This window comes from Sphingopyxis granuli NBRC 100800, from assembly GCF_001591045.1.
GTDB classification, from domain to species: domain Bacteria; phylum Pseudomonadota; class Alphaproteobacteria; order Sphingomonadales; family Sphingomonadaceae; genus Sphingopyxis; species Sphingopyxis granuli.
In genome coordinates, this window is record NZ_BCUA01000069.1 from 1 (window position 1) to 22,186 (window position 22,186).

A 22,186-nucleotide genomic window follows, 5' to 3' on the forward strand; every position below is an offset into this window, starting at 1 on the left:
TCAGGGCCCATCATGAAAACGCGCTCGTCGCGCTGCATCTCCTCGATCAGCGCCTCGCGCAGCGCCGCGCGGTAACTCAGCGTACGCACGCCATTGGCCGGCCGATCGCTCATGCCACGTCTCCCGCACTCAACAGTCCTTCGAAGATTCGCTCGGGCCCGGGCTTGGCGGCCGATAGCGCATGCTCGACAGCGCGTTCCATCGCCTCTGCCTCCTCGGCCCGGATCGGGTCGAGACGATGCTGTTCCACACCTTTTTCGAGAAGCCTCTGCGCCGCGATCGCCTGAGGATCGCGCGTTTTCATCGCCTCCAATTCCGCTTTGTCGCGGTAGGCCGGATCGCCCGCGGACAGGAATGGGAATGCGGCCGCAACGCCGGCGACGAAACGAAATGGGGGCCGGCATCGCTGCCAGCCCCCACTATCCGGTTTTGTCCTGCGCTGCCGCCTGCCCCATCCCGGTCCGCTGTCTTGCGATCAGCAAACCGCCAAACGAGGCGCCGTGACGCGCGCCGGAACAATCCGGCGACGGTTCGGTCGGCCCCCTTGCGGGGGCCGGCCTCACCGGAAGGCCCTTCGTCATCTCGTCCGGCATCTGCCGAAGCAGTCGCCTTTCCCGAGCGATGGTCTGCCTTCCAATCGCCTGATCGGGTTCGCTTCAACTCGTGGGAATATCCGCGTTCCGTGATCGGGCTATCGGTCGTTTCGTCGTCCGACCCTTCCGTTTCCGTCCGGCTGGTCTTGCAACCAGTCTTTCCGTCCCGGCGGTCCGACGTCTCTGTCGTCCGATGATTGGAAGCTGTCACGAAGCGCCGCCGCCGCCAACAGAAAAAGCGCGGAATCGCCCTTTCGAGCGCCCGCGCCTGTGGATAAGTCCGGCATTAGCAACTTGGCTTTGCTGCGCAGCATTTTTGTAACAAGAGCGCAGCATTTTCGGATTCGATTGCCGCACTGCAAATCGAATCGCCCTGGCAACTCGCTTGCGCAAACCATGTGAATCACATATATGACTTTATGGATTTCGAATATGATCCGTCCAAAGGACGAGGCCAATCGATTCAAACATGGCTTGAAACTGTCGTTCGGCCTCAAAATATTCGGCGACCCAGCCCATCTGATCCTCGCGTCACACCGGGAAATCGATGGCGAGGAGCGATTCAAGGCGATCGGGCGCGTCGGGGGCAAGCTCTATACGGCCGTCCATGTCTGGAGAGGCGACAGGATACGACTGATCTCGGTGCGAAGGAGCAATGCAGGTGAACAAGGAAACTACGATCGCCATTCCGGCTGACCCCGGCGATCCCGAAGACTTCGACGTCAGCGTCGCCGGTCTGGAGCGCGGCCTGATGGGCCGCCGCATTCGCATGCTCCGAAACGATCTCGGCATGAGTCAGGACGAGTTCGCGCGCGCTTATGGCATTCCGGTCGCCAATATCCGCCAATATGAGATCGGCCGCCACATGCCGCCCCCGGCGGTCCGGGCCTACCTCAAGGTGATTGCGGCGGAACCGGAGATGACGAAGCGGGCGGTGGCGGGTTAACCTTGGGGCTTGCGCACTTCCAAACGAATGTGGCCCGTCGCTTCCTCGAGATCGGTCACATACCAGCGCAAGCCCTTGCGGTCATCCGGGTTCCACGGGGTGGCGCCGATAACGCCCTGCCCGGGAATGCCGTCCACGATAATCGTATCGACCGCGCCGCCAAACTCATCCAACGCCCGCTTCACATGTCGAATCCGCTTCGCATTTCCGGGCAACCCCGACCAGTCACTCAATGGTCCGCCGTGAAGACGGCTGTCCATCGTCAGGGTTTTCCAGTCAATCTCCGAACGCCACAAGGTGATGCACACGCCATCGTCCCGCTCGGCACTCCAGTCCTGACGCGGCGCGGTTAACGCATAACCGAGCTTCGCAAAGGCTTCGCCATATCGCATTACGCCCGCCCCAAATCCCCCTTGCCCACCGTGCCCGACGCCATTTCGAGCATGCGGTCGAGGCTCTTCTTCGCGCCCAGGCGCAATTCCTCGTCCAGCTCGATCCGCGGTTGAAGGTCGCGCAGCGCGAGGTAGAGCTTCTCCATCGTGTTGAGCGCCATGTACGGACAGATGTTGCAGTTGCAATTGCCGTCGGCGCCCGGCGCGCCGATGAAATTCTTTTCGGGCAGCGCCTTTTCCATCTGGTGGATGATGTGCGGTTCGGTCGCGACGATCAGCGTGTCGCCGGGGAAGGTCTTGGCGAATTGCAGGATGCCGCTCGTCGATCCGACATAATCGGCATGGTCGACGATATAGGGCGGGCATTCGGGGTGCGCCGCGACCGGCGCGTCGGGGTGCTGCGCCTTCAGCTTGAGCAGTTCGGTCTCGCTGAACGCCTCGTGGACGATGCACACGCCCGGCCACAGCAGCATGTCGCGCCCGAACTTGCGGTTCATATAGCCGCCGAGGTGCCGGTCGGGGCCGAAGATGATCTTCTGTTCGGGCGGAAGCTGGCCGATGATCGTCTCGGCGCTCGACGAGGTGACGATGATGTCGCTAAGCGCCTTCACCGCCGCCGAGCAGTTGATGTAGGTCAGCGCGATATGATCGGGGTGCGCGGCGCGGAAACGCGCGAACTGCTCGGGCGGACAGCTGTCCTCGAGACTGCATCCCGCATCCATGTCGGGCAGCACGACGATCTTTTCGGGCGACAATATCTTCGCCGTCTCCGCCATGAACTTGACGCCGCAGAAGGCGATGACGTCGGCGTCGGTCTCGGCGGCCTTGCGCGACAATTCCAGCGAATCACCCACAAAATCAGCAAGATCCTGAATCTCGGGCTTCTGGTAATAATGCGCGAGGATCACGGCGTTGCGCTCCTTGCGCAGCCGGTCGATCTCGGCGCGCAGGTCGAGGCCCGAAAGATTTTCGCGGATGGGAGCAGTCATGGCTTTATCCTTATCTGGTCCTGGCCCCCTCGCCATCGGGGGCCGCGTTCCCCTACACGCTGCCCCGCGACAGGGCAATTCATGCGATCGGTCGACACAATATCTCCCCTCCCGCTTGCGGGAGGGGTCGGGGGTGTGCCGGCGGCGATGCGGTTAACCCACCCCGCTGCGACTAACGAGCCAGCTCGCAAGTCTCGCTGCCCCTCCCGCAAGCGGGAGGGGAGATCAATTGGCGAAGCGCGCCGTCACTTTCGCGTCGATCCCCGCGGCCTTGAGCGGCATCGCGAAGCTCTGCTCGATCGCGGCGCGCGCCGCGCCTTCGGCGAGGCGCAGCGGGGTCGATCCCTTCGCCTGCTTGATCAATTCTTCCTGTGCCGCCTTGCGGTTGGCGGCGTCGAGCACCGCCTCGGCATCGGTGAGCGTCAGCAGGATCGCGCCGTCGCGAAACTCGCTGATTGCGTCGATATCGATCTCCGGTCCCGCGAGGCGCAGCGGCGGCAGCGCGACGGTGAGCGTACCGGCCGCCGCGTCCCAGTCGAGGTCCGACGGCTTGAGTTTGCCGAGGTCGAGTTCGTAGCGTACCGTGCCGGGCATGATCAGCGTCTTCTTCGCGCTGAGCCCCAGGCGGCTTTGTGTCGAGGTCACCACCGCGACATAGCGCGCGGTGAAGGGCACCAGCACATTCTGTTCCTGGAGCCCTTGCAGGCTCGCCGCGACGACCGTTTCGGGATCATAGCTCTTCTGCCAGCCGTCCCACGCGCGCCAGCCGAGAAAGATCGCGGCCGCCAACAGGACGACGATCAGGATGCGGAAGGCGCCCCGGCTCATGCCGCGAGGCTCCAGACGTCGCCGTCGCGCAGCACGCGGCCGCGCGCCTCGAGGTCGAGCAGGTGCGCGAGCACCGAACGGCCGGCGGCGCCGGTCAAGCGCGGGTCGAGACCCTTGTACATATGGCTCACCATGTCGGGCACCACGCGCACGCCCTGTTCGAGTTCCCGCAATATCTGCCGCTCGCGCTGGCGGCGATGGCCGAGCATGCCGCGAACAAGCTGCTTCGGCTTCGCGACCGCCGGGCCGTGCGCGGGATAATAGACGCGGTCGTCGCGCTCGTAGAGCTTCTGCAGGCTCGCCATATAGGCCGCCATGTCGCCGTCGGGCGGGCTGACGACGCTGGTCGACCAGGCCATGACATGATCGCCGGTGAACAGCGCCCCGCTTTCGACGAGCGCGAAGCAGAGGTGGTTGGAGGTGTGCCCCGGCGTCGCCACCGCTTCGAGCGTCCAGCCGTCGCCGGCCACGCGCTCGCCGTCGGCGAGGATGCGGTCGGGGGCATAATCGGGGTCGAAGGCCGAATCGGCGCGCGGCCCGTCGTCGGACAGCGCGAGCGGAGCACAGCCGACGATCGGCGCGCCGGTCGCCTCCTGCAGCGGACGCGCCGCCGGGCTGTGGTCGCGGTGCGTGTGGGTGCACAGGATCGCGGCAACGCGCCGCCCCTCCACCGCGCGCAGGATCGCGTCGACATGACCGGCGCCGTTGGCGTCGGGCGGATCGCCGATGCTCATTCCCGATCCGGTCGGGCCGGGGTCGATCACCGCGACGTCGCGGCCCGCCCCGACCAGCCAGGTCTGGGTGCCGGTGAAGGTATAGGGCGAGGGATTGGGCGCGAGCACGCGCCGGACCAGCGGCTCGTGCTGCTCGCACTCGCCGGCGTGGATCGTGTCGGGCCAGGGCTTTTCGTCGGTCACGGGGCCCATGTGGCATCGCGGGGCCGAAAGGAAAAGGGCCGGGGCGACAGAAAAGGGTCGCGCGGCCGCCTCGCCCGGCGGCGCCCGCGGCCGCGAGGCCTGTCGGAAAATTTGACAGATCGGCGCGCCGACAAGGTTTCGCTAACCAGCGCAACCCCTGCAAATCCGCGCGCTCGCCGATCTGGCACGGCGCTTGTATGACATATTTCGTTCCCGAGTGTTCCGCTCAATGGAGCGGCAGGGGGTATCGGTCTGGTCCCCGCTACCCCCTGCTCCCCCCACCGGGATATCCCCACTTACCCCAAAGGCAAAAGGGGGGCGGAGCGGCCGAACGGCCCCGCCCCCCGGTTGCTTTTTCGGAACCGTTCAGGGCGACGGCCGCCCGATCGCCGATGCAGGCAGCGGCGCTTCCGGATCGGCGAGGCGCACCCGGTTCCGCCCCGCCCCCTTCGCCGCATAGAGTGCAGTGTCGGCGCGCCGCAGCAGCTCCTCCAGATCGTCCGCGTCGGTGCGGCCCGTCGCGACGCCCAGGCTGACCGTGACGACCCCGCCGCCCGGCAAGCCGTCGTGACGGATCGCCGCGCCCTCGATCGCCTGGCGAATGGCCTCGGCCACCGACAGGGCGGGCGCCTGGCCGGTATCGGGCAGAAGGATCAGTATCTCCTCTCCGCCATAGCGGAATACCGTACCCTGTTCGTCCACCTGCTTGCGCACGATGTCGCTCACCCGCTGGATGCAGGCATCGCCGTCGACGTGGCCGTGGACGTCGTTGTAGAGCTTGAAGCTGTCGATATCGAGCATCAGCAGCGAGATGGTGCGCGCCGCCCCCGGCGCCCAGATCGCGTGGCGTGACCGGCGCAGCGAATGGCGGTTGTAAAGCCCGGTCATCGGGTCGCGTTCCGACAGGGCGGTCAACTGTGCCTGCAACGCTTCCCCGCGCAGGCGGTTGAGGAAATTCTGGCGATCGACCCGCTCGGCGAAATAGGCCGACAGCGCGAGGAAGATGCCGAGCGTGATGTGGAAGGACACGATACCCGAATAGGTCACGGCGTCGAAGCTGCCGTTGAGGCCCGTCGTTGCGATCTGGATCGCGACCATCGCCGCCAGCCCCGCGAGGACGGTCGGAAAGCGCGGGCGGAGCACGATGACGAAGAAGGCGAGCGTGCCGACGCTGCCCGTCTGATAAACGAAGAGATGGTCGCTCCGCGAAAAGACCAGCATCGCCATCGGCAGCGACAGGCCGAGCAGGCCGACCCCCAGCGCCAGCCGGTCGTAGGTCGCGGGCGAAGGCCACCGCCGCATGATCCAGACCACCGCGACGGCGTAGGGCAGGAACAGGCCGAGGCGCAGGGCGATGACCGTCGGCGCAACGTCGGGCATCATGCTGAGGTCGCCGAGGATCGCCACCAGATAGAGCAGGGTGCCGAGGAAGGCCCACAGCGGCACCATGCGGGCGCGGCTTTTCAGATATTCGCGCAGGAAGACCGCTTCGACGGGATCGGAAAAACGCAGGCGCCGCAGCCCGCGCTCCATTTCGCGATCCATCTCGTCAATGGCGACGGAGCGACCTTCCGCTGCCTGCATGGAGTCACCTATGCGTTAGCCGGACCCTTCCAGCCGGGAAAGCCGCATCGACCCGGATGCCGCCTATTCCGCACGCGCCGGGATGTCGTCCATCAGCTGATGCAGTTCGCCGGCCTCCCACATCTCCATCATGATGTCGCTGCCGCCGACGAATTCGCCCTTCACATAAAGCTGCGGGATCGTCGGCCAGTCGGAGAATTCCTTGATGCCCTGGCGAATTTCCATGTCCTGCAGCACGTCGACCGAGTCGTAGGCGACGCCGAGCCGGTCGAGCATCGCGACCGCCCGCGAGGAAAAGCCGCACTGCGGAAACAGCGGCGTCCCCTTCATGAACAGCAGCACGGGATGATCGGCGACCAGCTTCGCGATGCGGTCGTGGACGGTGGGGTCGCTCATGATATGCCTCCGATGGCGCGGGTGCGCCGAAAAATACGCGGGATACCCCTTATGAAGGGATGGCGGTGGTCAATTGCAAGGCATGAAGTTCGCCGCCCATGCGGCCGCCGAGCGCGGCATAGACGGCCTTGTGCTGCGCGACGCGCGTCATGCCGCGAAAGGATTCGCACACGACATGCGCCGCGAAATGATCGCCGTCGCCGGCAAGGTCGGTGATCGTCACCTCGGCACCCGGAAAGGCCGTCGTGATCGCCGCCCGCAAATCCGCCTCGTGCATCGCCATCGCGCTGCCCCTCCTCAGCCCTGGCTGCCGTCCAGACTGTCCATGAACTGGCGGCGCGCCTCGGCCGTCTTGTCGTTGAGCACGGCACGGATCTCCGCATCGCTGATCTCGACCGCCGCGGCGGTGAGATCGCCCGCGAGCTTGCGGATCACGTCCTCGTCGCCCGCTTCCTCGAAATCGGCCTGCACGACCGCCTTCGCATAGGCGTCGGTCTCTTCGGGGGTCAGCCCCATGCGTTCGGCCGCCCATTCGCCGACCAGCCGGTTGCGGCGGGCGGTGATGCGGAACTGGACTTCCTGGTCGCGCGCGAACTTCGCTTCAAAGGCACGCTTGCGATCATCGAATTGCGTCATCTTGTCCTCACGAAAAGAGCCTGAGAGCCTGTCGGCCCCAGATAGGTCGCCCCCGTGCCGGGCGCAAGCCGCCTGTGCGGCAACGAACGGTTATCCCGCCCCGCCGGACTGTGCGGCAGATCACTTCCTTTTTTCGTACGAAGGGTTTAGGGTCCGCGGCGACGGGAATTGGGGTCGTACCGCAGCGATGAAGACTGCGCCTCGTCGCAAAGCGACGGCCGGGCACAACCGGCCTGTATGGGGGATTTGACCATGACCGCGCGACGTTCCAACCTCTTGCCGGCGCTCGCCCTCGCGACGCTTGCGGCGCCGTGCGCGGTCGCGGCGCAGGGCGACGATCCGACGCTGCGCGACAGTTTCTCGATTGGCAGCCAGGGCGGGTCGCTGTGCGAGGTGCAGGCGACGGTCCGCGACCCGGTGATCGACGGCATGTTCGACCGCGCGTGGACGATCCTGTGCCGCGACGCGAGCCAGCCCGTCGGCCATGTCCGCATGCTGCGCGCCACCCCCGCCGAAGCGCTGGCGCGAATCGAGAAGGCGCGCGCGGGGACGATCGCCTGCACCGCCCCCGACGCGTGCACCGTGAAGGACAGCGCCATCGCGTGGCGGACGCGGATCGAGGCCGACGGCAACACCGCCTATGCCGTCGAGGGCTTCGCCGCCTATGACGACGCGCTGACACTGGCGCTCGAATCGATCCGCACCCGCCGGATCGTCCCGGGGGTCATCAGGGCCGCGACGACATCGATCGGCGGCAACGACGGCTTCGCGCGCACGCTGGCCGGAGCGATCGACATCGACAAGGCTCTTGCCGAGGGATACCGCCGCAACCACAGCGGCGACTATGCCGAGGCGGCCGAATTCTTCGAGGCGCTGTCGCGCCGCACCGCGGAGGAACAGGCGGCGGCCGACCTCGATCCCACCGAATTCATCCTGAACCGCGCGCTGCAGAAATCGAACCTCGGCGAATTCGCGGAGGCCGAGCGGCTGTTCTCGGAGGTCGAGGCGATCCCGACCAGCGACCCGGTCCAGCTTCGCCTGCGTCGCAATTTCCGCGCGATCGACGCGCTTAACCGTCACCAGTATGACGCTGCCGCGGAATTGCTGCAGGCGCCGCTGCCGTCGTTCGCCACCGCCGCGGCGGCCGCCGACGGCACGGTGACGCTGACCCCCGAGGTCGCCGCCGGCATCAACAGCGGCGCGAGCGCGCGCGCGATCCGCCAGACCTCCGATCGCGAACGACTGACCCCGGCAGAGCGCGCGCGGATCATCGATGCGCAGGCGACGCACCTGCTGGGCACCGTCGAGCGGCTGCGCGGCAATGCCGCCGCTGCGAAGACCGCGCAGCTCCGCGGCCTCGACGAGGCGCTCGCGGTGCGCGAAGGCCGCGTGACCTCGATCGTCCGCCTGCGCTCGCAGATGCTCGGCGAACTGGCGCTGAGCGAAGAGGCGATGGGCGAGATCGCGGACGCCGACGCGCGTTTCCAGCAATCGGTGCAGGCGCTCGCGGTCGAATATCCCGAAACCACCGCGCTCGCTTCGGCGCGCGCGCGCTACGCTGCCTTCCTGACGCGCAACGGCCAACCGGACAAAGCGCTCAGCATCTATCGCGACGTGGTGGCGTCGCTGGCGAATTCGCAGCGTTCGACGGCGGGAATGGCCAATATGATGGCCCCCTATTACCGGCTGCTAACCGAGCGCGCCGGGAGCGATCCCGCGGCGGTCGGCGATTTCTTCGTCGCCAGCCAGCTCCAGGTCCGTCCCGGCGTCGCCGATACGCAGGCGGTGCTGGCGCGCGAATTGTCGAGCGGCAGCGACGAGGGCGCGGCGCTGTTCCGCCAGGCGACGACGCTGAGCCGCGATATCGAACGCGCGCGGATCGAGGATGCACGGCTCGCGCAGATGCCCGCAACGCCGGAAATCGGCGCACTGCGCGCCGACCTGCGCACCCAGCTCGACAATCTGTCGACCCAGCAGGCCGAAACGGTCACGCGCCTGTCGGCCTTTCCGCAATATCGCGCGGTGACACCGGGCAAGATCGACCTCGCCGACCTGCAAGGCACGCTGCGGTCCGACGAGGCCTATCTGAAGATGCTCGTCGTCGGCGATGCCGTCTATGCCATGCTGATCGATCGCGGCGCGGCGCGGCTGTGGCAGGCCGATATCGGCGCCGGGGGACTGGAAAGCGCGGTCGACGCGATCCGGTCGACCATCTCGACGGTCGAGAACGGGCGCCGCGTCACCTATCCCTTCGACGCCGCGACGGCGCGCAAGCTTTATGCGCAGCTGTTCGGACCGGTGGCGGATCGCCTGCCGGGAATCCCGCATCTGATCTTCGAACCCGACGGCGCGATGCTGCGCCTGCCGATCACCCTGCTCGTCACCTCCGACACCGGGCTCGCCGACTATGAACAGCGACTGCTCGACCCCAATGCCGATGCGTTCGACATGCGCCGGATCGCCTGGCTGGGCCGCACCGTCCGGCCGAGCACCGCCGTGTCCGCGCTCGCCTTCCACAACGCCCGCCAGACCGCGCCGTCGAGCGCCGCCAAGCAATATTTCGGGCTCGGCCACAATGCGCCCGTCGCCGGCCTGCTGCCGTCGCTCGGCACCCGCGGCGCAGGCGGCGCCATCGGCAGCGACGCCGAGTGCCGCTGGGACATCGGCCAATGGGGTCGCCCGATCTCCGCCGACGAACTGGTCGAGGCGAAGAGCCGGATGAGTCCCGAGGCGGCGATGCTGCTGACCGGCAGCGCCTTCACCGACACCGCGGTCAAGACCCGCACCGACCTCGGCGATTATCGCATCATCCATTTCGCCACCCACGGGCTGGTGACGGCACCGCGCCCCTCCTGCCCCGCGCGGCCGGCGCTGGTGACATCGTTCGGCGACGGCGATTCGGACGGGCTGCTGACCTTTCAGGAGATTTTCGACCTCAAGCTCGACGCCGACCTCGTCATCCTGTCGGCCTGCGACACCGCGGGCGCGGCGTCGGTGTCGGCGACGCGCGAGGCAGGGGTCGCGAGCGGCGGCGGCAACGCGCTCGACGGGCTGGTGCGCGCCTTCATCGGCGCCGGCGGCCGTTCGGTGATCGCGAGCCATTGGCCCGCGCCCGACGATTTCGACGCGACCAAGCGGCTGATCGGCGGGCTGTTCGCCGCACCGCAGGGCGAAAGCATCGCCGACGCGCTCGCCGCCACGCAGATGCGGCTGATGGACGACAAGCAGACCTCGCACCCCTATTATTGGGCGGGTTTCGCGATCGTCGGCGACGGCGGCCAGCCGCTGCTGCACGATGGCGCGGCACCGACGCCGGCACCGATCGTCCCGGCAGGCCGCGCCGCGCGCTGAACCGATGACGCGACCGCAGGCATCCCCCGACGCGGCCGAACGGCCCGCCACCGTTCCGCTGGGCAAGCGCCTGCGGCGGCTGGCGACGCAGCTTGGGCCGTCGCGCATGGCGGCGACCCTGCTGTTCCTGTTGCTCGCCGTGCTGATCGCGCGGACGAGCTGGCAGATTCCGCTGATCAACGATGCCGAGCGAGCGCTCTACGATGCGCGCGCGACGCTGATGGCGCCGAAGGTCGCGCAGGACAAGCGCATCGTCCTGATCACCTACAATGACGAGACGCTGTTCAACACCGGCATCCGCTCGCCGCTCGACCGCACCCTGCTCGCGCGCGCGCTCGCCAACATCGACCAGATGGGGGCGAAGGCGATCGGCATCGACATCGCCTTCGATTCGCCGCGCCCCGACGATCCGCTGCTGAAAAGCCAGCTTCGCGCGATGCGGACGCCGACGTGGCTCGCCTATGCCGAGCAGGCGAGCAATCCGAACACGATCTTCTACGAACAGCAGAGGTTCCTTCAGGCCTTCATCGCCGACGTCGCCACCGCGACGACGAAGCCGACGAGCGTGCTGTTCCGCACCGACGGCGACGGGGTGATCCGCACCTGGCCCGACCGGCCGAAGACGCTGCCGCCGCTGATGGCGAACGCGCTGGCGCCGGTCGACGCGGCGCATGCCGATTTCCAGGGCAATATCCGCTTCCTGACCCCGGCGCGCGCGACCGCGGGGCAGGAAGAGCCGGTGTTCGCCAATCTGCCCATCGACACCTTCGCTATGCCCATGGACGCCGACCTGCGCGCCAGCCTGTCGGAGCTGGTGCGCGGACGCTATGTGCTGATCGGCGGCGACATCATCGACAACGACCAGTTCAATACGCCGATGAGCCGCTTCACCGACCCGCTGACCGGGCTGCACGAAACGATGATCGGGCTGGAGGTGCACGCGCATATGCTCGCGCAGCAACTCGACGGGGCGTGGACGACGCCGATCCCGGGCGCGCTACTGTGGGCGCTCGCCCTGCTCGTCGTGCTGGCGGGCGGGCTGACCAGCCTGATCGATGTGCGCGCGCGCTGGGTGGCGCTCGCCTTCCTCGTCCAGATGGCCTTTTTCGTCGTCGTCCCCTTCTGGCTCCAGGGGCGCGGCGTCGACACCACCACCCTGCCCGCCTTCGGCTGGGCGCTCGGCTGGCTGTTCGGCTATGCCGCCGTCGGCACCGCGGCGCGCACCATCGGGTCGCGCCAGCGCGCCTTCGCGCAGTCGGCGCTCGGCAAATATCTGCCCGCCGACGTCGCCGCGCAGATCATGCGCGACCCCGACCAGCTTTCGCTGCACGGCGAGCGGCGCACCATCTATTGCGTGTTCACCGACCTCGAGGGCTTCACCAAGCTGAGCCACGCGACGACGCCGGAAACGGTGGCGCGCCTGCTCAACGAATATCTCGACCGGCTGTCGGACATCGTGCTCGACCATGGCGGGACGATCGACAAGTTCGTCGGCGATGCCGTCGTCGCCTTCTGGGGCGCGCCGATCGGCCGTCCCGACGACGGCGAAAAGGCCGCCGCCGCCGCGCTCGCCATGTATCGGGCGGGGGAGCAATTCCGCGTCGACATGGCCGAGGGCGTCCCGCCGCTGGGAATGACGCGCGTCGGGCTGCACGTCGGCGACGCGATCGTCGGCAATTTCGGCGGCGAAGGGCGCATCCAATATACCGCGCTCGGCGACAGCATGAACACCGCCTCGCGACTCGAATCGGCGAACAAGAGCCTGAAGACCGGCGTGCTGATCTCTGCCGAGGCGGCCGAGCAGTCGGGCCGCGACGATCTGGTGCCGATGGGACGGGTGACGCTGCGCGGCCGCGCGCGGCCGGTCGACGTCTTCACGCCGCGCCCCGACCTGAACGCCGCGCAGCGCGGCCGCATCGCCGCGCTTGTCGCCGCGCACGCGGCGGGCGATAGGAAAGCCTATGTGACCGGCGCCACAGCGCTGGCCGGCGAGTTCGGACAGGATGCCGCCATCCTGTTCCTGATCGAACGCCTGAACGAGACCGAAAAGGGAGAAAGCTATGTTCTGTCCTGATTTGCGGATGCGCCGTGCCGGCCTGGCCCTCGCCGCCTCCGTCCTCGCCGTCGCGCTAGCCGGAACCGCCGCCGCCCAGTCGATGGTGGTGCGCTCGACCGGACCGTCGGCCGCCAAATATCCGACCGGCGCGAAGCTGAAGGCGAGCGACCGGGTGACGCTGGTCGCGGGCGACAAGGTCGTGCTGATGCAGAGCGGCCGGACACGGACGCTGTCAGGGCCGGGCACCTTCAACGCCGGGGGCACGATCCAGGCCAGCCAGTCGATGGGCTCGACGGTGACGCGCATGCTGGCCAAGGGGCCGACGACGCGGTCGCGCGGCGGATTCTCGCGCGGCCCCGACGAGCCGGTGCCCGCCGAGATGCGCGCGCCGAACCTGTGGCTGCTCGACTATCGCGAGGGCGGCACCTTCTGCGTCGCCGATCCCGCGACGCTGATGCTGTGGCGCCCGCACATGGAAAGCGACGAACTGCTCAAGATCGAGCATGGCGATCGCGGCGAAACCGTCGCCTTCGTGTCGGGCGCCAATTTCCGCAAATGGCCGACCGACGCCGTGCCGATCCAATATGGCGTCGACTATCGCCTGTCGGGCGCCGGCCTGACCACGCCGGTCACGGTCCGCTTCGCACAGGTCGAAGCGGCGCCCGACACCGTCGAGGGATCGATCGACGTGCTGATGGCGAAGGGCTGCACACCGCAGCTCGACCGCCTGGTCGACGCGATGTCGGAGGCGGAAGCCGCCGGCGGCTGACGAACGACCGGCGGCCGGAGGCATCGGGCGGTCATTGAACCCGTCCGATGCATCTGGTAGCACCGGGAAAAATTACAGCCGCACAACCGGCTGAACCTTTCCCTGGGTCGTATATTCGCGGTGCCGCCGATGCGGCGGACGCGACAAGACGGGGCGGCCGGCCATGCCGGGACGCGCCAGTACGCAAGGGGTGGACATGATCGATCTGGGGCAATCGGACGCACCGGCAACCGCGCGGCGGACACGATCCGGGCGGCGCCGGTCATGGGGCTGGTCCGCCGGGCTGGTCATGGCGGCATGTCCGCTCCCCGCGATCGCGCAGGCGACCCCGCAGGTTCCGACGCGCGAGGAGATCCAGCAGCCGTCGCTGCCCCCCGCGGTTCCCCCGGGCGAACGCATCGTCGCCGCCGACGACAGCATCGAGCGCGCGCCCTGCCCGCTCGCCAACCCCGAATATGCGAGCACGCGCATCACGCTGCGCGGCGTCCGCTTCTCCAGCGTCGAAGGCATCGACCCGGCGATGCTCGATGCCAGCTGGTCCGACCGCGTCGGCCAGTCGTGGCCGATCTCGGTCGTGTGCGACATTCGCGACCATGCCGCCACGATCCTGCGCGCCAGGGGCTATCTGGCCGCGGTGCGCGTCCCGCCGCAGACGATCGCCGACGGCATCGTTCAGCTCGACATCCTCGCCGCGCGGATGACGCGGATCGAGGTGCGCGGCGACGCGGGCAGCAACGAACGGCTGCTGCAACGCTATCTTTCCCGGCTCGACGATCAGCCGGTGTTCAACATCATCGATGCCGAGCGCTATCTGCTGCTGGCGCGCGACATTCCCGGCATGGATGCGCGGCTGACGCTGCGCCCCGGCGCCAACCCGGGCGAGGTGGTCGGCGAGGTGCGCGTCGCCCGCACCCCGGTGATGTTCGACGCCAACATCCAGAATTTCGGATCGCGCGACGTCGGCCGCCTGGGCGGGGTCGCGCGCGTCCGCGTCGCCGGGCTGACCGGCATGGGCGACCTGACCACCGCCAGCATCTATTCGACCGCCGACTTCAAGGAACAGCAGGTCGTGCAGCTCGCGCACGAATTCCGCGTCGGCGGCGACGGCCTGCGGCTGGGCGGCAGCTATACCTATGCCTGGACGCGGCCCGACGTCGCCGGGTTGCCGATCAAATCGAACACGCAGATCGCCAGCCTCTTCGCCTCCTACCCGCTCGCGCTGGCGCAGGCGCACCGGCTGACGCTGTCGGGCGGGCTCGACCTGATCGACCAGGATATCGCGTTCGGCGGCGTGCCGCTCAACCGCGACCGGCTGCGCGTCTTCAACCTGCGCGCCGATGCGGCCTGGATCGACCCCGCGGCGATCGCCGGGCGCGACGGCTACAGCCCCGCCGAGCCGCGCTGGTCCTTCGCTTCGTCGATCGAGGCGCGGCAGGGCGTCGATTTCCTCGGCGCCAGCGACGATTGCGGGCCGGGCGGCGCGGCCTGCTTCCTGCCCGGCGCGGTGCCGCTGACCCGGATCGAGGGCAAGCCCGACGCCTTCCTGCTGCGCGCCAACGCGCTCGCCGAATGGCGTCCGGTCAAGCAGTTCACGCTGTCGGCTGCCCCGCGCGCGCAATGGGCGAGCGATCCGCTGCTCGCCTATGAGGAGTTTTCGGGGGGCAATTTCACCGTCGGTCGCGGGTTCGATCCCGGCACAGTGATCGGCGACAGCGGCGTCGCGGTCGCATTCGAGGCGCGAGTGGGCTCGTTCGTTCCCGCCAATATCAAAAGTTTCGCGCTCCAGCCCTTCGCCTTCTTCGACGCCGCATGGGTGTGGAACAAGGACAGCGCCTTCAACGGGCTCAACCCGCAGAAGCTCTATTCCGCCGGCGGCGGCGTCCGCGTCGCCTATGGCAACGCCGCGCGGCTCGACGTGACGCTCGCGGTGCCGCTCAACCGGGCGGGATTCCTCACGCAGCGCCCCGACCCCCGCCTGCTCGTGTCGCTGACCACCCAGTTCGGTATCGGCCAGTCCGGCACAGGGAGGCGCTGAGCCATGATTTTTGCAGCAAGGATCAACGCCATGCCGGCCCACGCAGCCTCCTCGGCCGTTCACAAAGGCAAGCGGCGCCTGCTCGAAAGCTGCGCCGTCGCGGCGGGCCTGATGGTGTTCGCACAGGGCGCGCATGCGCAGGTCGCGGCCACGCCCCTCAACCCGCCCGGCGGCGTCACCATCGGCACCGACATAGCAAGCCGGACGACGACGGTGGGCGTCTCCGATCCCCAGACGATCATCAACTGGGTTCCGGACGACAGCGCGCCGACCGGCGGCGACATCGAAGTGCTGCAGCAGAACCATAACTGGAATTTCAACGGCAGCGGCGATTTTGTCGTTCTCAACCGCTTCGTCAACGGCGCGGGCGGCGCACTGAGCCGACGGGTTGCGCTGAACGGCAATATCAACAGTTCGGACGGAAGCGCCCAAAGCGGCAGCATCTGGTTCTACAACGCCGGCGGCATCCTGATCGGCACCGACGCCATGATCAACGTCGGCAGTCTGGTCCTGACCACCAACGCCATCGAAACGGGCGACGGGTTTTTCGATCCGGCGACCGGAGCGATCCGGTTCCGGGCCGCCCCCGGCAGCGTGGCGACGGTTACCGTCAACGGCAGGATCAACGCGAATCACGAATTCAATCCCGGCAGCAGCTATGTCGCGCTTGTCGCACCGCGCATCGCGCAGGCCGGCCGCGTCCAGGCCAACGGATCGGTCGCCTATGTCGCGGCCGAAGCTGCCGATATCCGGATCAACACCGGGCTGTTCGATATCAATGTCATCACCGGTACGGAGGGCGGCGACGCCATCACCCATACGGGCATCACCACCGGGCCGGCACATGTCGACGGCAGCAATTATGACAGTCGCATCCATATGGTGGCGATCGCGAAGAACGACGCCGTCACCATGCTGGTGTCGGGGCAGGTCGGCTATCAGGATGCCACGATTGTCCAGACAGACCCCGATGGCGCGGTCCGGCTGTCAGCGGGCTACAACATCGTCGGTGGCGAGATCGATGCCTCGACCGCCAACGGCCCCGCGGCGAACATCACGGTCGGCGACGTCCGCTTTCTCAGCAACACCACCGCTCACGCCAGCGGCGCTTTCCTGGGGCAATCGCAGCAACAGCTTCCCGCCGTCCCGCCCACCGGCCCCGCGCCGGAACGGCCCGGCGAGATCCATGTCGAAGGCGAGGGCCTGTTCATCGGCGATGCCTCGGCAGCGCTGGTGGTCGGCACCGGCGGCAGCGGCCAGTCGGCGGGCGCGGACGGCAACCTGACCATCGAATCGAGCGGCGCGACGGGCAACGCCTCGGTCACGGTCCGCGACGGGGGTTCGATCTTTGTCGGCGGCCTGCCCGGCGGCGGAACGCTCGCCATCCGGGCCGACGGCCGGACCGATCCGGTCACGGGCATCAACCAGGGCGGCACCGCGACCTATTCGCAAAGCGGCGGCAGAACCGAGGTCGGTAACCTCGTCATCAGCGCCGTGGCGGAAGACGGCAACACCCCGGGCGGCACCGGGCGCGGCGGCGTGGCGCGCGCCGAACTGACCGGTGGCGAACTGGAGGCGGGCGACATCGCGGTCGTCGCACGCGGCGGCGGCGGATTCGGGACCAGCGGCGCCGATTTCGATTCGGGCATTCCGGTCGGCCCGGCGGGAACCGGCGGCACGGGCTCCGGCGGCACGGCGACGATGCGCATCGACGGCGCCGACGTGCAGATGGGCGCCCTTCTTATCGACGCATCGGGTCGCGGCGGCACCGGCGGCGAATTCTATGCATTCGTGACGGGCGGAGATGCCGGCGACGGCGGCGACGGGATTGGCGGTTCGGCCCGTTTCGATCTGGTATCGGGCACCATAAGCGGCGGGACCCTGAACGTCGATGCCCATGGCGAGGGCGGCAGCGGCGGCGCCACCTATGATTTCAGTTCGGGCAGCGACCTGACCGGCGCCCAGGGCGGCGGCGGTCTGGGCCGGGGCGGCACCGCGACGCTTGGCCTTGCCGCCGATACGGATATTTCCGACCTCGTCATCGCCAGCGCGGACGCGCTGGGCGGCATGGGTGGAACCGGCTATGGCGCCGGGCCGGCAGGCCGGGGCGGCGACGCGCAAGGCGGAACCGCGCAACTGATCGTCACCGACCATGCCATCGGTCCACTCTTCTCGATCATGAGCGCCGAGGCGACCGGCGGCGCGGGCGGCTTTTCGGCCGGCTCGACGGGGGCAGACGGCGGCGACGCGGTCGGCGGCACCGCACGGCTGGAGGTCATCGGAGAAGCCGGCAGCGCGGTGGTTCTCAGCGCCAACCTGCGCGCCTCGGCCACCGGCGGAGAAGGCGGGTTCGGCACTATCTCCTACACCGACCCGACCTTGGCGCCGGCGGGCGGCGCGGGCGGCACCGGCACCGGCGGCACGCAGGAAATCATCGCGCGCGACGGCGCCACGATATTGATCGACGCCGACAACTCCTCGGCGATCGCCGAGTTGGGAAGCGTGGGCACCGGCGGCGGCGGCGGCCGGGGCGCAAGCAACGACATGGGCACCGCCTCCGGCGGCGAAGGCGGTGCGGCGGGAACGGGCATCGGCGGGACGGTGCATCTGCTCGCCGCCGGGGGCACGATCACCACCGGCAGCAACTCGCTGCTCGTCGGGGCCGACGGCACCGCGGGGGCGCCCGGCGAAGGCGGCTTCGGAACGGGCGGCGACGGAGGCGCAGGCGGGGAAGGCCGAACCGCCGGCGGTCGCGTCCTGTTCGAAGCGACCACAGCGAACGGCCGGACGGGCGAGCTGAACCTGGGCTTCACCGGCATCTCGGCCAGCGGCGACGATGCAGGGCGGGTCGTGATCGGCGGCGACGGCCGCACGACCTTTGCCGATCTGAGCGTCTCGGTGACCGGGGTGGCCGCGCCGACCGCCGGCAATCTCGACACCGCGACGACGGGCATTCTGCTGGCACCCACCGGCGCGGGCTCGATCGCGACGACGGGCGACATGCGGCTGACGACCGACGGGTCGGTCGGCATCTATGCCGCCGGCGGCGGCCACGTCGCGGTGGGCGGCACGCTGGACATCGCGGCCGGGGACCAGATCGACCTGCGGCACGCCACGCCGGCGGCCGGCGGCGCACCGACCATCGCGGCGGTGGGCAATGCCACGCTGACCGCCGCCAACAGCATCACCGGCGACGCGGGCAGCACCGCGGCGAGCGACGCCGCGCTGGCCCTGACATCGACGAACGGCTCGATCGCCATCGGGTCGGCGCGCGCGGGCGGCGACATGGCGCTGAGCGCCGTCAACGGCAGCATCGGAACCTCCGGAATCATCGCGGCGGGCGACGATATGCGCATCACCGCCGCCAGCATGGCGCTCGGCCGGATCGAAGCGACCGGCAGCGGCACCGATTCCGAAGCCGATGGCGCCAACATCGTGCTGACCTCGACGGGTGCCGCCACCGTTGTCCATGCGGAGGCGACGGGCAACTTCACCGCCAACGTCGGCAGCTTCGCGACCGGGCTCAACTCGATCGTCACCGGCGGCGACATCGTCGTGGCCTCGCCCGGCACGGTCGACCTCGGCAATTCGAGCGCCGGCGGCTTCGTGTCGGTGAACGGCCAGTCGATCGCCTTCAACACGGTGAGCGCGGGCAGTTTCGTCTCGCTGACCGCGGAGGGCACAGGCGCCGCCGACGGCGTCTTCGGAACCGACATAACCGCGGGCGGCACGGTCGCCATCGACGGCCCGGGCATCGCCGTCGGCGGCACGATCCAGTCCGATGGAACGCTGCGCGCGACGGCGAGCACGGGCGGCGTCGCGATCGGCCTTGCCGACACGGCGGGCAACATCATCGTCTCCGCCGGAACGGACCTTTCAGGTATCTATCGCGCGGGCGGCAACGTCGAACTGACTGCCGGGGGCAATGTGACCGCCGAAGCCGATGCGGCGGGCGGCTATGCCGATCCGTCGGGCAATAGCCTCTCCGAAGGCTATGTGTTCGTCGATGCGGGCGGCGACGCGGCGCTGACCGACAGCAGCGCGGCGACGATGATCGGTATCCGTACCGGCGGCGCGGCGAGCCTGACCGGGGGGACGGCGGGCGAGGATGTGTTCGTCCTCGCCGGGACGACAGCGACGCTGGCCAACGTCACCGCCGGCGACGACCTGACCGTCCAGGCGGGCGGCGCGATCGACGCCACCGATGCGGCGACCACCGGAACCGGGCCCGACGGCCGCAGCGTCGTCTATGCGGGCGGCGGATCGGTGCCGGTGCCCTTCCTGCAGATCGCGACGACGCCGGCCGACCTGTCCAACGTCATGCTGACGGCCGGCACGGACATCGCCGCCGTCCGCGTCGGCGCCTTCGACAATCTGATCGCGGACGCGGGCGGCGCGGTGACGGGATCGGTGATCGCGGGCGGCAATGCCTTCGTCGATGCCGCGGGCGCCGTCACGCTGACCGACAGCAGCGCCGGACGAATGTTCGGCGCCGCCGGCCAGGCGGTGACGCTGACAAACCTCACGGCGGGCGAGGATCTGCTCGCATCGGCACAGGGCGCCGCAACGCTCGGCAATGTCACGGTCGGCGACGATCTCGACGTGCGCGCGGCCGGCGCGATCACCGCGACCGACGCCAGCGCCACCGGCCTCGGCACCGACGGCTTCACGCTCGCCTATTCGCCGACCGGCGGGTTCACGATCGGCGCGGGCGAAGGCGCATCGCCGCTCGACGGAGCCGATATCGACCTTCGCTCATCGGGTGCTTCGATCGCCGCGAGCGGGTTGTCGGCCGGCGACGACATCCTCCTGTCCGCCGCGACGACGATCGCTCTCGACGACGCGACGACGCTGGGTCTTGGCACGACCGGCGGCGACAGCAGCATTCGCACTTCGGCGGGCGACACGATCCTGTCTGGACTCGACGCGTTCAGCGACGTGATCGTCAATACGACGGGAAGGGCAGAGCTGAGCGATACGATCGTAGCCGGCCGCGATGTCGTCGTCACCTCCGCAACCAATATCACCGGCGGGACGATCGGCGCGGGCGGCAACCTGACCCTCGTCGCCGACGGGTCGATCGCCATAGATTCGGCGGAAACCGGCGACGACGGCGCCGTGACGCTGAGCGCCGGGACCGGGATCGACGCCGACGAGATCTACAGCCGCGGCGTGACGACGCTGACCACCGACGACGGCGCCGTCCGCGTCGGGAACCTGAATTCGCGCGACGCCGTCAGCGTCAGCGCCGACAGCCTCGACATCGGGACCAACGGACCGATCACCTTCGCCAGCATCGTCACCGACGTCGGTGACGCGGCGATCCGTTCGGGCAACCGGTTCATCGTCGAGAATGCCACCATCGCCGGCACGGCGCGCTTCGACAACAGCGGCGAGCATATGATCATCGAAGCACTGACCGCCGATGCCGCCCGGTTCGACGCCGCCGAGATGATCTCGATGACCGGCGTCGGCGTGACCAACGCTCTCGCCGCCAGCGCCGGCACGACCATCCTCGTCGACGGCGCGGTGACCGGCCGGGACATGACGCTCGCCTCGCGCGACATCACCATCGCGCCGAGCGGCCGCCTCGGCACCCCCGGCATCACCCGCACGCTGTCGCTCGCCAACAACGACGACGGACGGCAAAGCTTCGTCGGCGGCACCGGCACCGTCGCCGGCTATCATATCGACGCCGACGAGATGACGCGCCTCCATGCCGCCGCCATCGAGATTATCGCGCCGATGGTCGCCGGCGGCGGCACCGAGCCCGACCTGGTGATCGACGACTTCACCATGACCGGCGGCGCATCCTCGAACGCCAACCTCGGCACCGACGGATCGCTGACGCTGCGGACACCGGGCCGCGCGCGCGTGATCGGCGCGGTCGCGCTGACCGATCTTGCCGACACCAACAGCCTGACCGTCGCCGCCGATACGGCGCTGGAGGTCATCCTCGGCCAGGGAAGCGTGCGCCTGTCGAACGGCAGCGACCCGGCCGGCCGGTTGAACCTCGCCGCGAGCGCCGTCTTCGTCGCAACGCAGGCGGCGATCGGCGACATCGCGGGGGCGGCTTCGATCGACGCCATCGACGCGCGCCTTGCCGAAAATGACGGAGTGACCAGCGACGAGGGCGCGCTGTTCGCCGGGGGCATCGATGCCGCCGTCGGCGACGGCTTCTATGTCCAGAACAGCGGCGCCGGAACGCAAACCGCTCAGCGGCGCGGGCTGACCTTCGGCGCGCTCGGGCTCAACGTCGATGCCTCGGCGCCGACCGCGCGCATCGTCGTCAACGGCGTCGCGGCCGGCGCGTCGGGCCCGGTCACCGGCCTCGACACCATCCCGCTGCTCACCGTCAACGGCGCGGCGCCGGCTTCCGGAAGCTTCGACCGGCGCTCGACGCTCAACGGCTGCCTGATTCTCAACACGGGCGCCTGCCTGCCCACGCAGCCGGGGGGCGTGGAGATGAATTTCCCCGTTCAGGACGTCATCGAGGAAGAGGCGAGCGCCGACAGCGACGAAGGCGAGGGCAGCACCCTGCCGACGCCGCTGATCACGATGCGTGAACTCGACCCGATGACCGGCGAGCCGCTGCTCGACGATCCGGTGACCGGGGCGGGCAACGACGACCTGTGGACCTCGCCGGGCGGCCAGGGCGTATCGGGCCATTGAACAGCTGACTCCCCTCCCGCCT

The 22,186-nt window shown here is 68.7% G+C and carries 16 protein-coding genes; 7 read left to right on the forward strand and 9 right to left on the reverse strand.

Annotation, left to right across the window (positions count from 1 at the left end):
* Window positions 1-109: 109 nt before the first annotated feature.
* Entirely contained in the window at window positions 110-304 is a 195-nt protein-coding gene (locus tag SGR02S_RS14510) for a hypothetical protein (protein ID WP_067111296.1), read from the reverse strand.
* 721 nt (window positions 305-1,025) lie between these two features.
* Here SGR02S_RS14510 and SGR02S_RS19730 point away from each other — a divergent pair.
* Complete coding sequence (locus tag SGR02S_RS19730) at window positions 1,026-1,289, forward strand: BrnT family toxin (protein ID WP_218000138.1); 264 nt, start codon at window positions 1,026-1,028, stop codon at window positions 1,287-1,289.
* Window positions 1,255-1,539, forward strand: coding sequence for a helix-turn-helix domain-containing protein (locus SGR02S_RS14515; protein WP_255211488.1), 285 nt, complete (start codon window positions 1,255-1,257; stop codon window positions 1,537-1,539). The genes SGR02S_RS19730 and SGR02S_RS14515 overlap by 35 nt, the downstream gene beginning before the upstream one ends.
* Here SGR02S_RS14515 and SGR02S_RS14520 read toward each other — a convergent pair.
* From SGR02S_RS14520 to SGR02S_RS14555, 8 genes are all read right to left on the reverse strand, one after another.
* Window positions 1,536-1,931: a hypothetical protein gene (locus SGR02S_RS14520; protein ID WP_067111303.1), complete on the reverse strand. Its 396-nt coding sequence runs from the start codon at window positions 1,929-1,931 to the stop codon at window positions 1,536-1,538. The genes SGR02S_RS14515 and SGR02S_RS14520 overlap by 4 nt on opposite strands.
* On the reverse strand, window positions 1,931-2,920 hold the full coding sequence (gene nadA, locus SGR02S_RS14525; RefSeq protein WP_067111304.1) for a quinolinate synthase NadA: 990 nt from the start codon (window positions 2,918-2,920) through the stop codon (window positions 1,931-1,933). Before nadA ends, SGR02S_RS14520 begins: the two co-directional genes overlap by 1 nt.
* Before the next feature lie 225 nt (window positions 2,921-3,145).
* Window positions 3,146-3,748 (reverse strand): DUF4230 domain-containing protein, encoded by a 603-nt coding sequence (locus SGR02S_RS14530; protein WP_067111305.1) that lies wholly within the window; start codon window positions 3,746-3,748, stop codon window positions 3,146-3,148.
* On the reverse strand, window positions 3,745-4,674 hold the full coding sequence (locus SGR02S_RS14535) for an MBL fold metallo-hydrolase (RefSeq protein ID WP_255211489.1): 930 nt from the start codon (window positions 4,672-4,674) through the stop codon (window positions 3,745-3,747). Before SGR02S_RS14535 ends, SGR02S_RS14530 begins: the two co-directional genes overlap by 4 nt.
* Before the next feature lie 357 nt (window positions 4,675-5,031).
* Window positions 5,032-6,249, reverse strand: a complete 1,218-nt coding sequence (locus tag SGR02S_RS14540) for a GGDEF domain-containing protein (RefSeq protein ID WP_067111306.1) — start codon at window positions 6,247-6,249, stop codon at window positions 5,032-5,034.
* Window positions 6,250-6,312: 63 nt separating this feature from the next.
* Window positions 6,313-6,645: a Grx4 family monothiol glutaredoxin gene (gene grxD / locus SGR02S_RS14545; protein WP_067111307.1), complete on the reverse strand. Its 333-nt coding sequence runs from the start codon at window positions 6,643-6,645 to the stop codon at window positions 6,313-6,315.
* Between the two features lie 49 nt (window positions 6,646-6,694).
* A complete protein-coding gene (locus SGR02S_RS14550) occupies window positions 6,695-6,928 on the reverse strand; it encodes a BolA/IbaG family iron-sulfur metabolism protein (RefSeq protein ID WP_067111308.1) in 234 nt (77 codons plus the stop codon).
* 14 nt (window positions 6,929-6,942) lie between these two features.
* Window positions 6,943-7,281 (reverse strand): DUF1476 domain-containing protein, encoded by a 339-nt coding sequence (locus tag SGR02S_RS14555; RefSeq protein WP_067111309.1) that lies wholly within the window; start codon window positions 7,279-7,281, stop codon window positions 6,943-6,945.
* A gap of 252 nt (window positions 7,282-7,533) precedes the next feature.
* Between SGR02S_RS14555 and SGR02S_RS14560 the strand changes: the two genes are divergently transcribed.
* From SGR02S_RS14560 to SGR02S_RS14580, 5 genes are all read left to right on the forward strand, one after another.
* Window positions 7,534-10,632 carry a CHAT domain-containing protein gene (locus SGR02S_RS14560; protein ID WP_067111323.1) on the forward strand — a complete coding sequence of 1,033 codons (3,099 nt, stop codon included), beginning with the start codon at window positions 7,534-7,536 and terminating at the stop codon, window positions 10,630-10,632.
* Between the two features lie 4 nt (window positions 10,633-10,636).
* Window positions 10,637-12,706 carry an adenylate/guanylate cyclase domain-containing protein gene (locus SGR02S_RS14565; RefSeq protein ID WP_082797167.1) on the forward strand — a complete coding sequence of 690 codons (2,070 nt, stop codon included), beginning with the start codon at window positions 10,637-10,639 and terminating at the stop codon, window positions 12,704-12,706.
* Window positions 12,693-13,457, forward strand: a complete 765-nt coding sequence (locus SGR02S_RS14570) for a hypothetical protein (protein WP_067111311.1) — start codon at window positions 12,693-12,695, stop codon at window positions 13,455-13,457. Before SGR02S_RS14565 ends, SGR02S_RS14570 begins: the two co-directional genes overlap by 14 nt.
* 196 nt (window positions 13,458-13,653) lie before the next feature.
* The gene (locus SGR02S_RS14575) at window positions 13,654-15,492 is read left to right on the forward strand and encodes a ShlB/FhaC/HecB family hemolysin secretion/activation protein (protein WP_156483093.1); all 1,839 of its coding nucleotides are present in this window, start codon (window positions 13,654-13,656) and stop codon (window positions 15,490-15,492) included.
* A 30-nt stretch (window positions 15,493-15,522) separates the two neighbouring features.
* On the forward strand, window positions 15,523-22,164 hold the full coding sequence (locus SGR02S_RS14580) for a hypothetical protein (protein ID WP_067111316.1): 6,642 nt from the start codon (window positions 15,523-15,525) through the stop codon (window positions 22,162-22,164).
* The last annotated feature ends 22 nt before the right edge of the window (window positions 22,165-22,186 follow it).

Excerpts from the sequence above, each read along its gene's own strand:
- SGR02S_RS14510 (WP_067111296.1), bottom strand. The coding sequence starts at position 304 with ATGAAAACGCGCGATCCTCAGGCGATCGCGGCGCAGAGGCTTCTCGAA.
- SGR02S_RS19730 (WP_218000138.1), top strand. The coding sequence starts at position 1,026 with ATGATCCGTCCAAAGGACGAGGCCAATCGATTCAAACATGGCTTGAAA.
- SGR02S_RS14520 (WP_067111303.1), bottom strand. The coding sequence starts at position 1,931 with ATGCGATATGGCGAAGCCTTTGCGAAGCTCGGTTATGCGTTAACCGCG.
- nadA (WP_067111304.1), bottom strand. The coding sequence starts at position 2,920 with ATGACTGCTCCCATCCGCGAAAATCTTTCGGGCCTCGACCTGCGCGCC.
- SGR02S_RS14530 (WP_067111305.1), bottom strand. The coding sequence starts at position 3,748 with ATGAGCCGGGGCGCCTTCCGCATCCTGATCGTCGTCCTGTTGGCGGCC.
- SGR02S_RS14535 (WP_255211489.1), bottom strand. The coding sequence starts at position 4,674 with ATGGGCCCCGTGACCGACGAAAAGCCCTGGCCCGACACGATCCACGCC.
- SGR02S_RS14540 (WP_067111306.1), bottom strand. The coding sequence starts at position 6,249 with ATGCAGGCAGCGGAAGGTCGCTCCGTCGCCATTGACGAGATGGATCGC.
- grxD (WP_067111307.1), bottom strand. The coding sequence starts at position 6,645 with ATGAGCGACCCCACCGTCCACGACCGCATCGCGAAGCTGGTCGCCGAT.
- SGR02S_RS14550 (WP_067111308.1), bottom strand. The coding sequence starts at position 6,928 with ATGGCGATGCACGAGGCGGATTTGCGGGCGGCGATCACGACGGCCTTT.
- SGR02S_RS14555 (WP_067111309.1), bottom strand. The coding sequence starts at position 7,281 with ATGACGCAATTCGATGATCGCAAGCGTGCCTTTGAAGCGAAGTTCGCG.
- SGR02S_RS14560 (WP_067111323.1), top strand. The coding sequence starts at position 7,534 with ATGACCGCGCGACGTTCCAACCTCTTGCCGGCGCTCGCCCTCGCGACG.
- SGR02S_RS14565 (WP_082797167.1), top strand. The coding sequence starts at position 10,637 with ATGACGCGACCGCAGGCATCCCCCGACGCGGCCGAACGGCCCGCCACC.
- SGR02S_RS14570 (WP_067111311.1), top strand. The coding sequence starts at position 12,693 with ATGTTCTGTCCTGATTTGCGGATGCGCCGTGCCGGCCTGGCCCTCGCC.
- SGR02S_RS14575 (WP_156483093.1), top strand. The coding sequence starts at position 13,654 with ATGATCGATCTGGGGCAATCGGACGCACCGGCAACCGCGCGGCGGACA.
- SGR02S_RS14580 (WP_067111316.1), top strand. The coding sequence starts at position 15,523 with ATGCCGGCCCACGCAGCCTCCTCGGCCGTTCACAAAGGCAAGCGGCGC.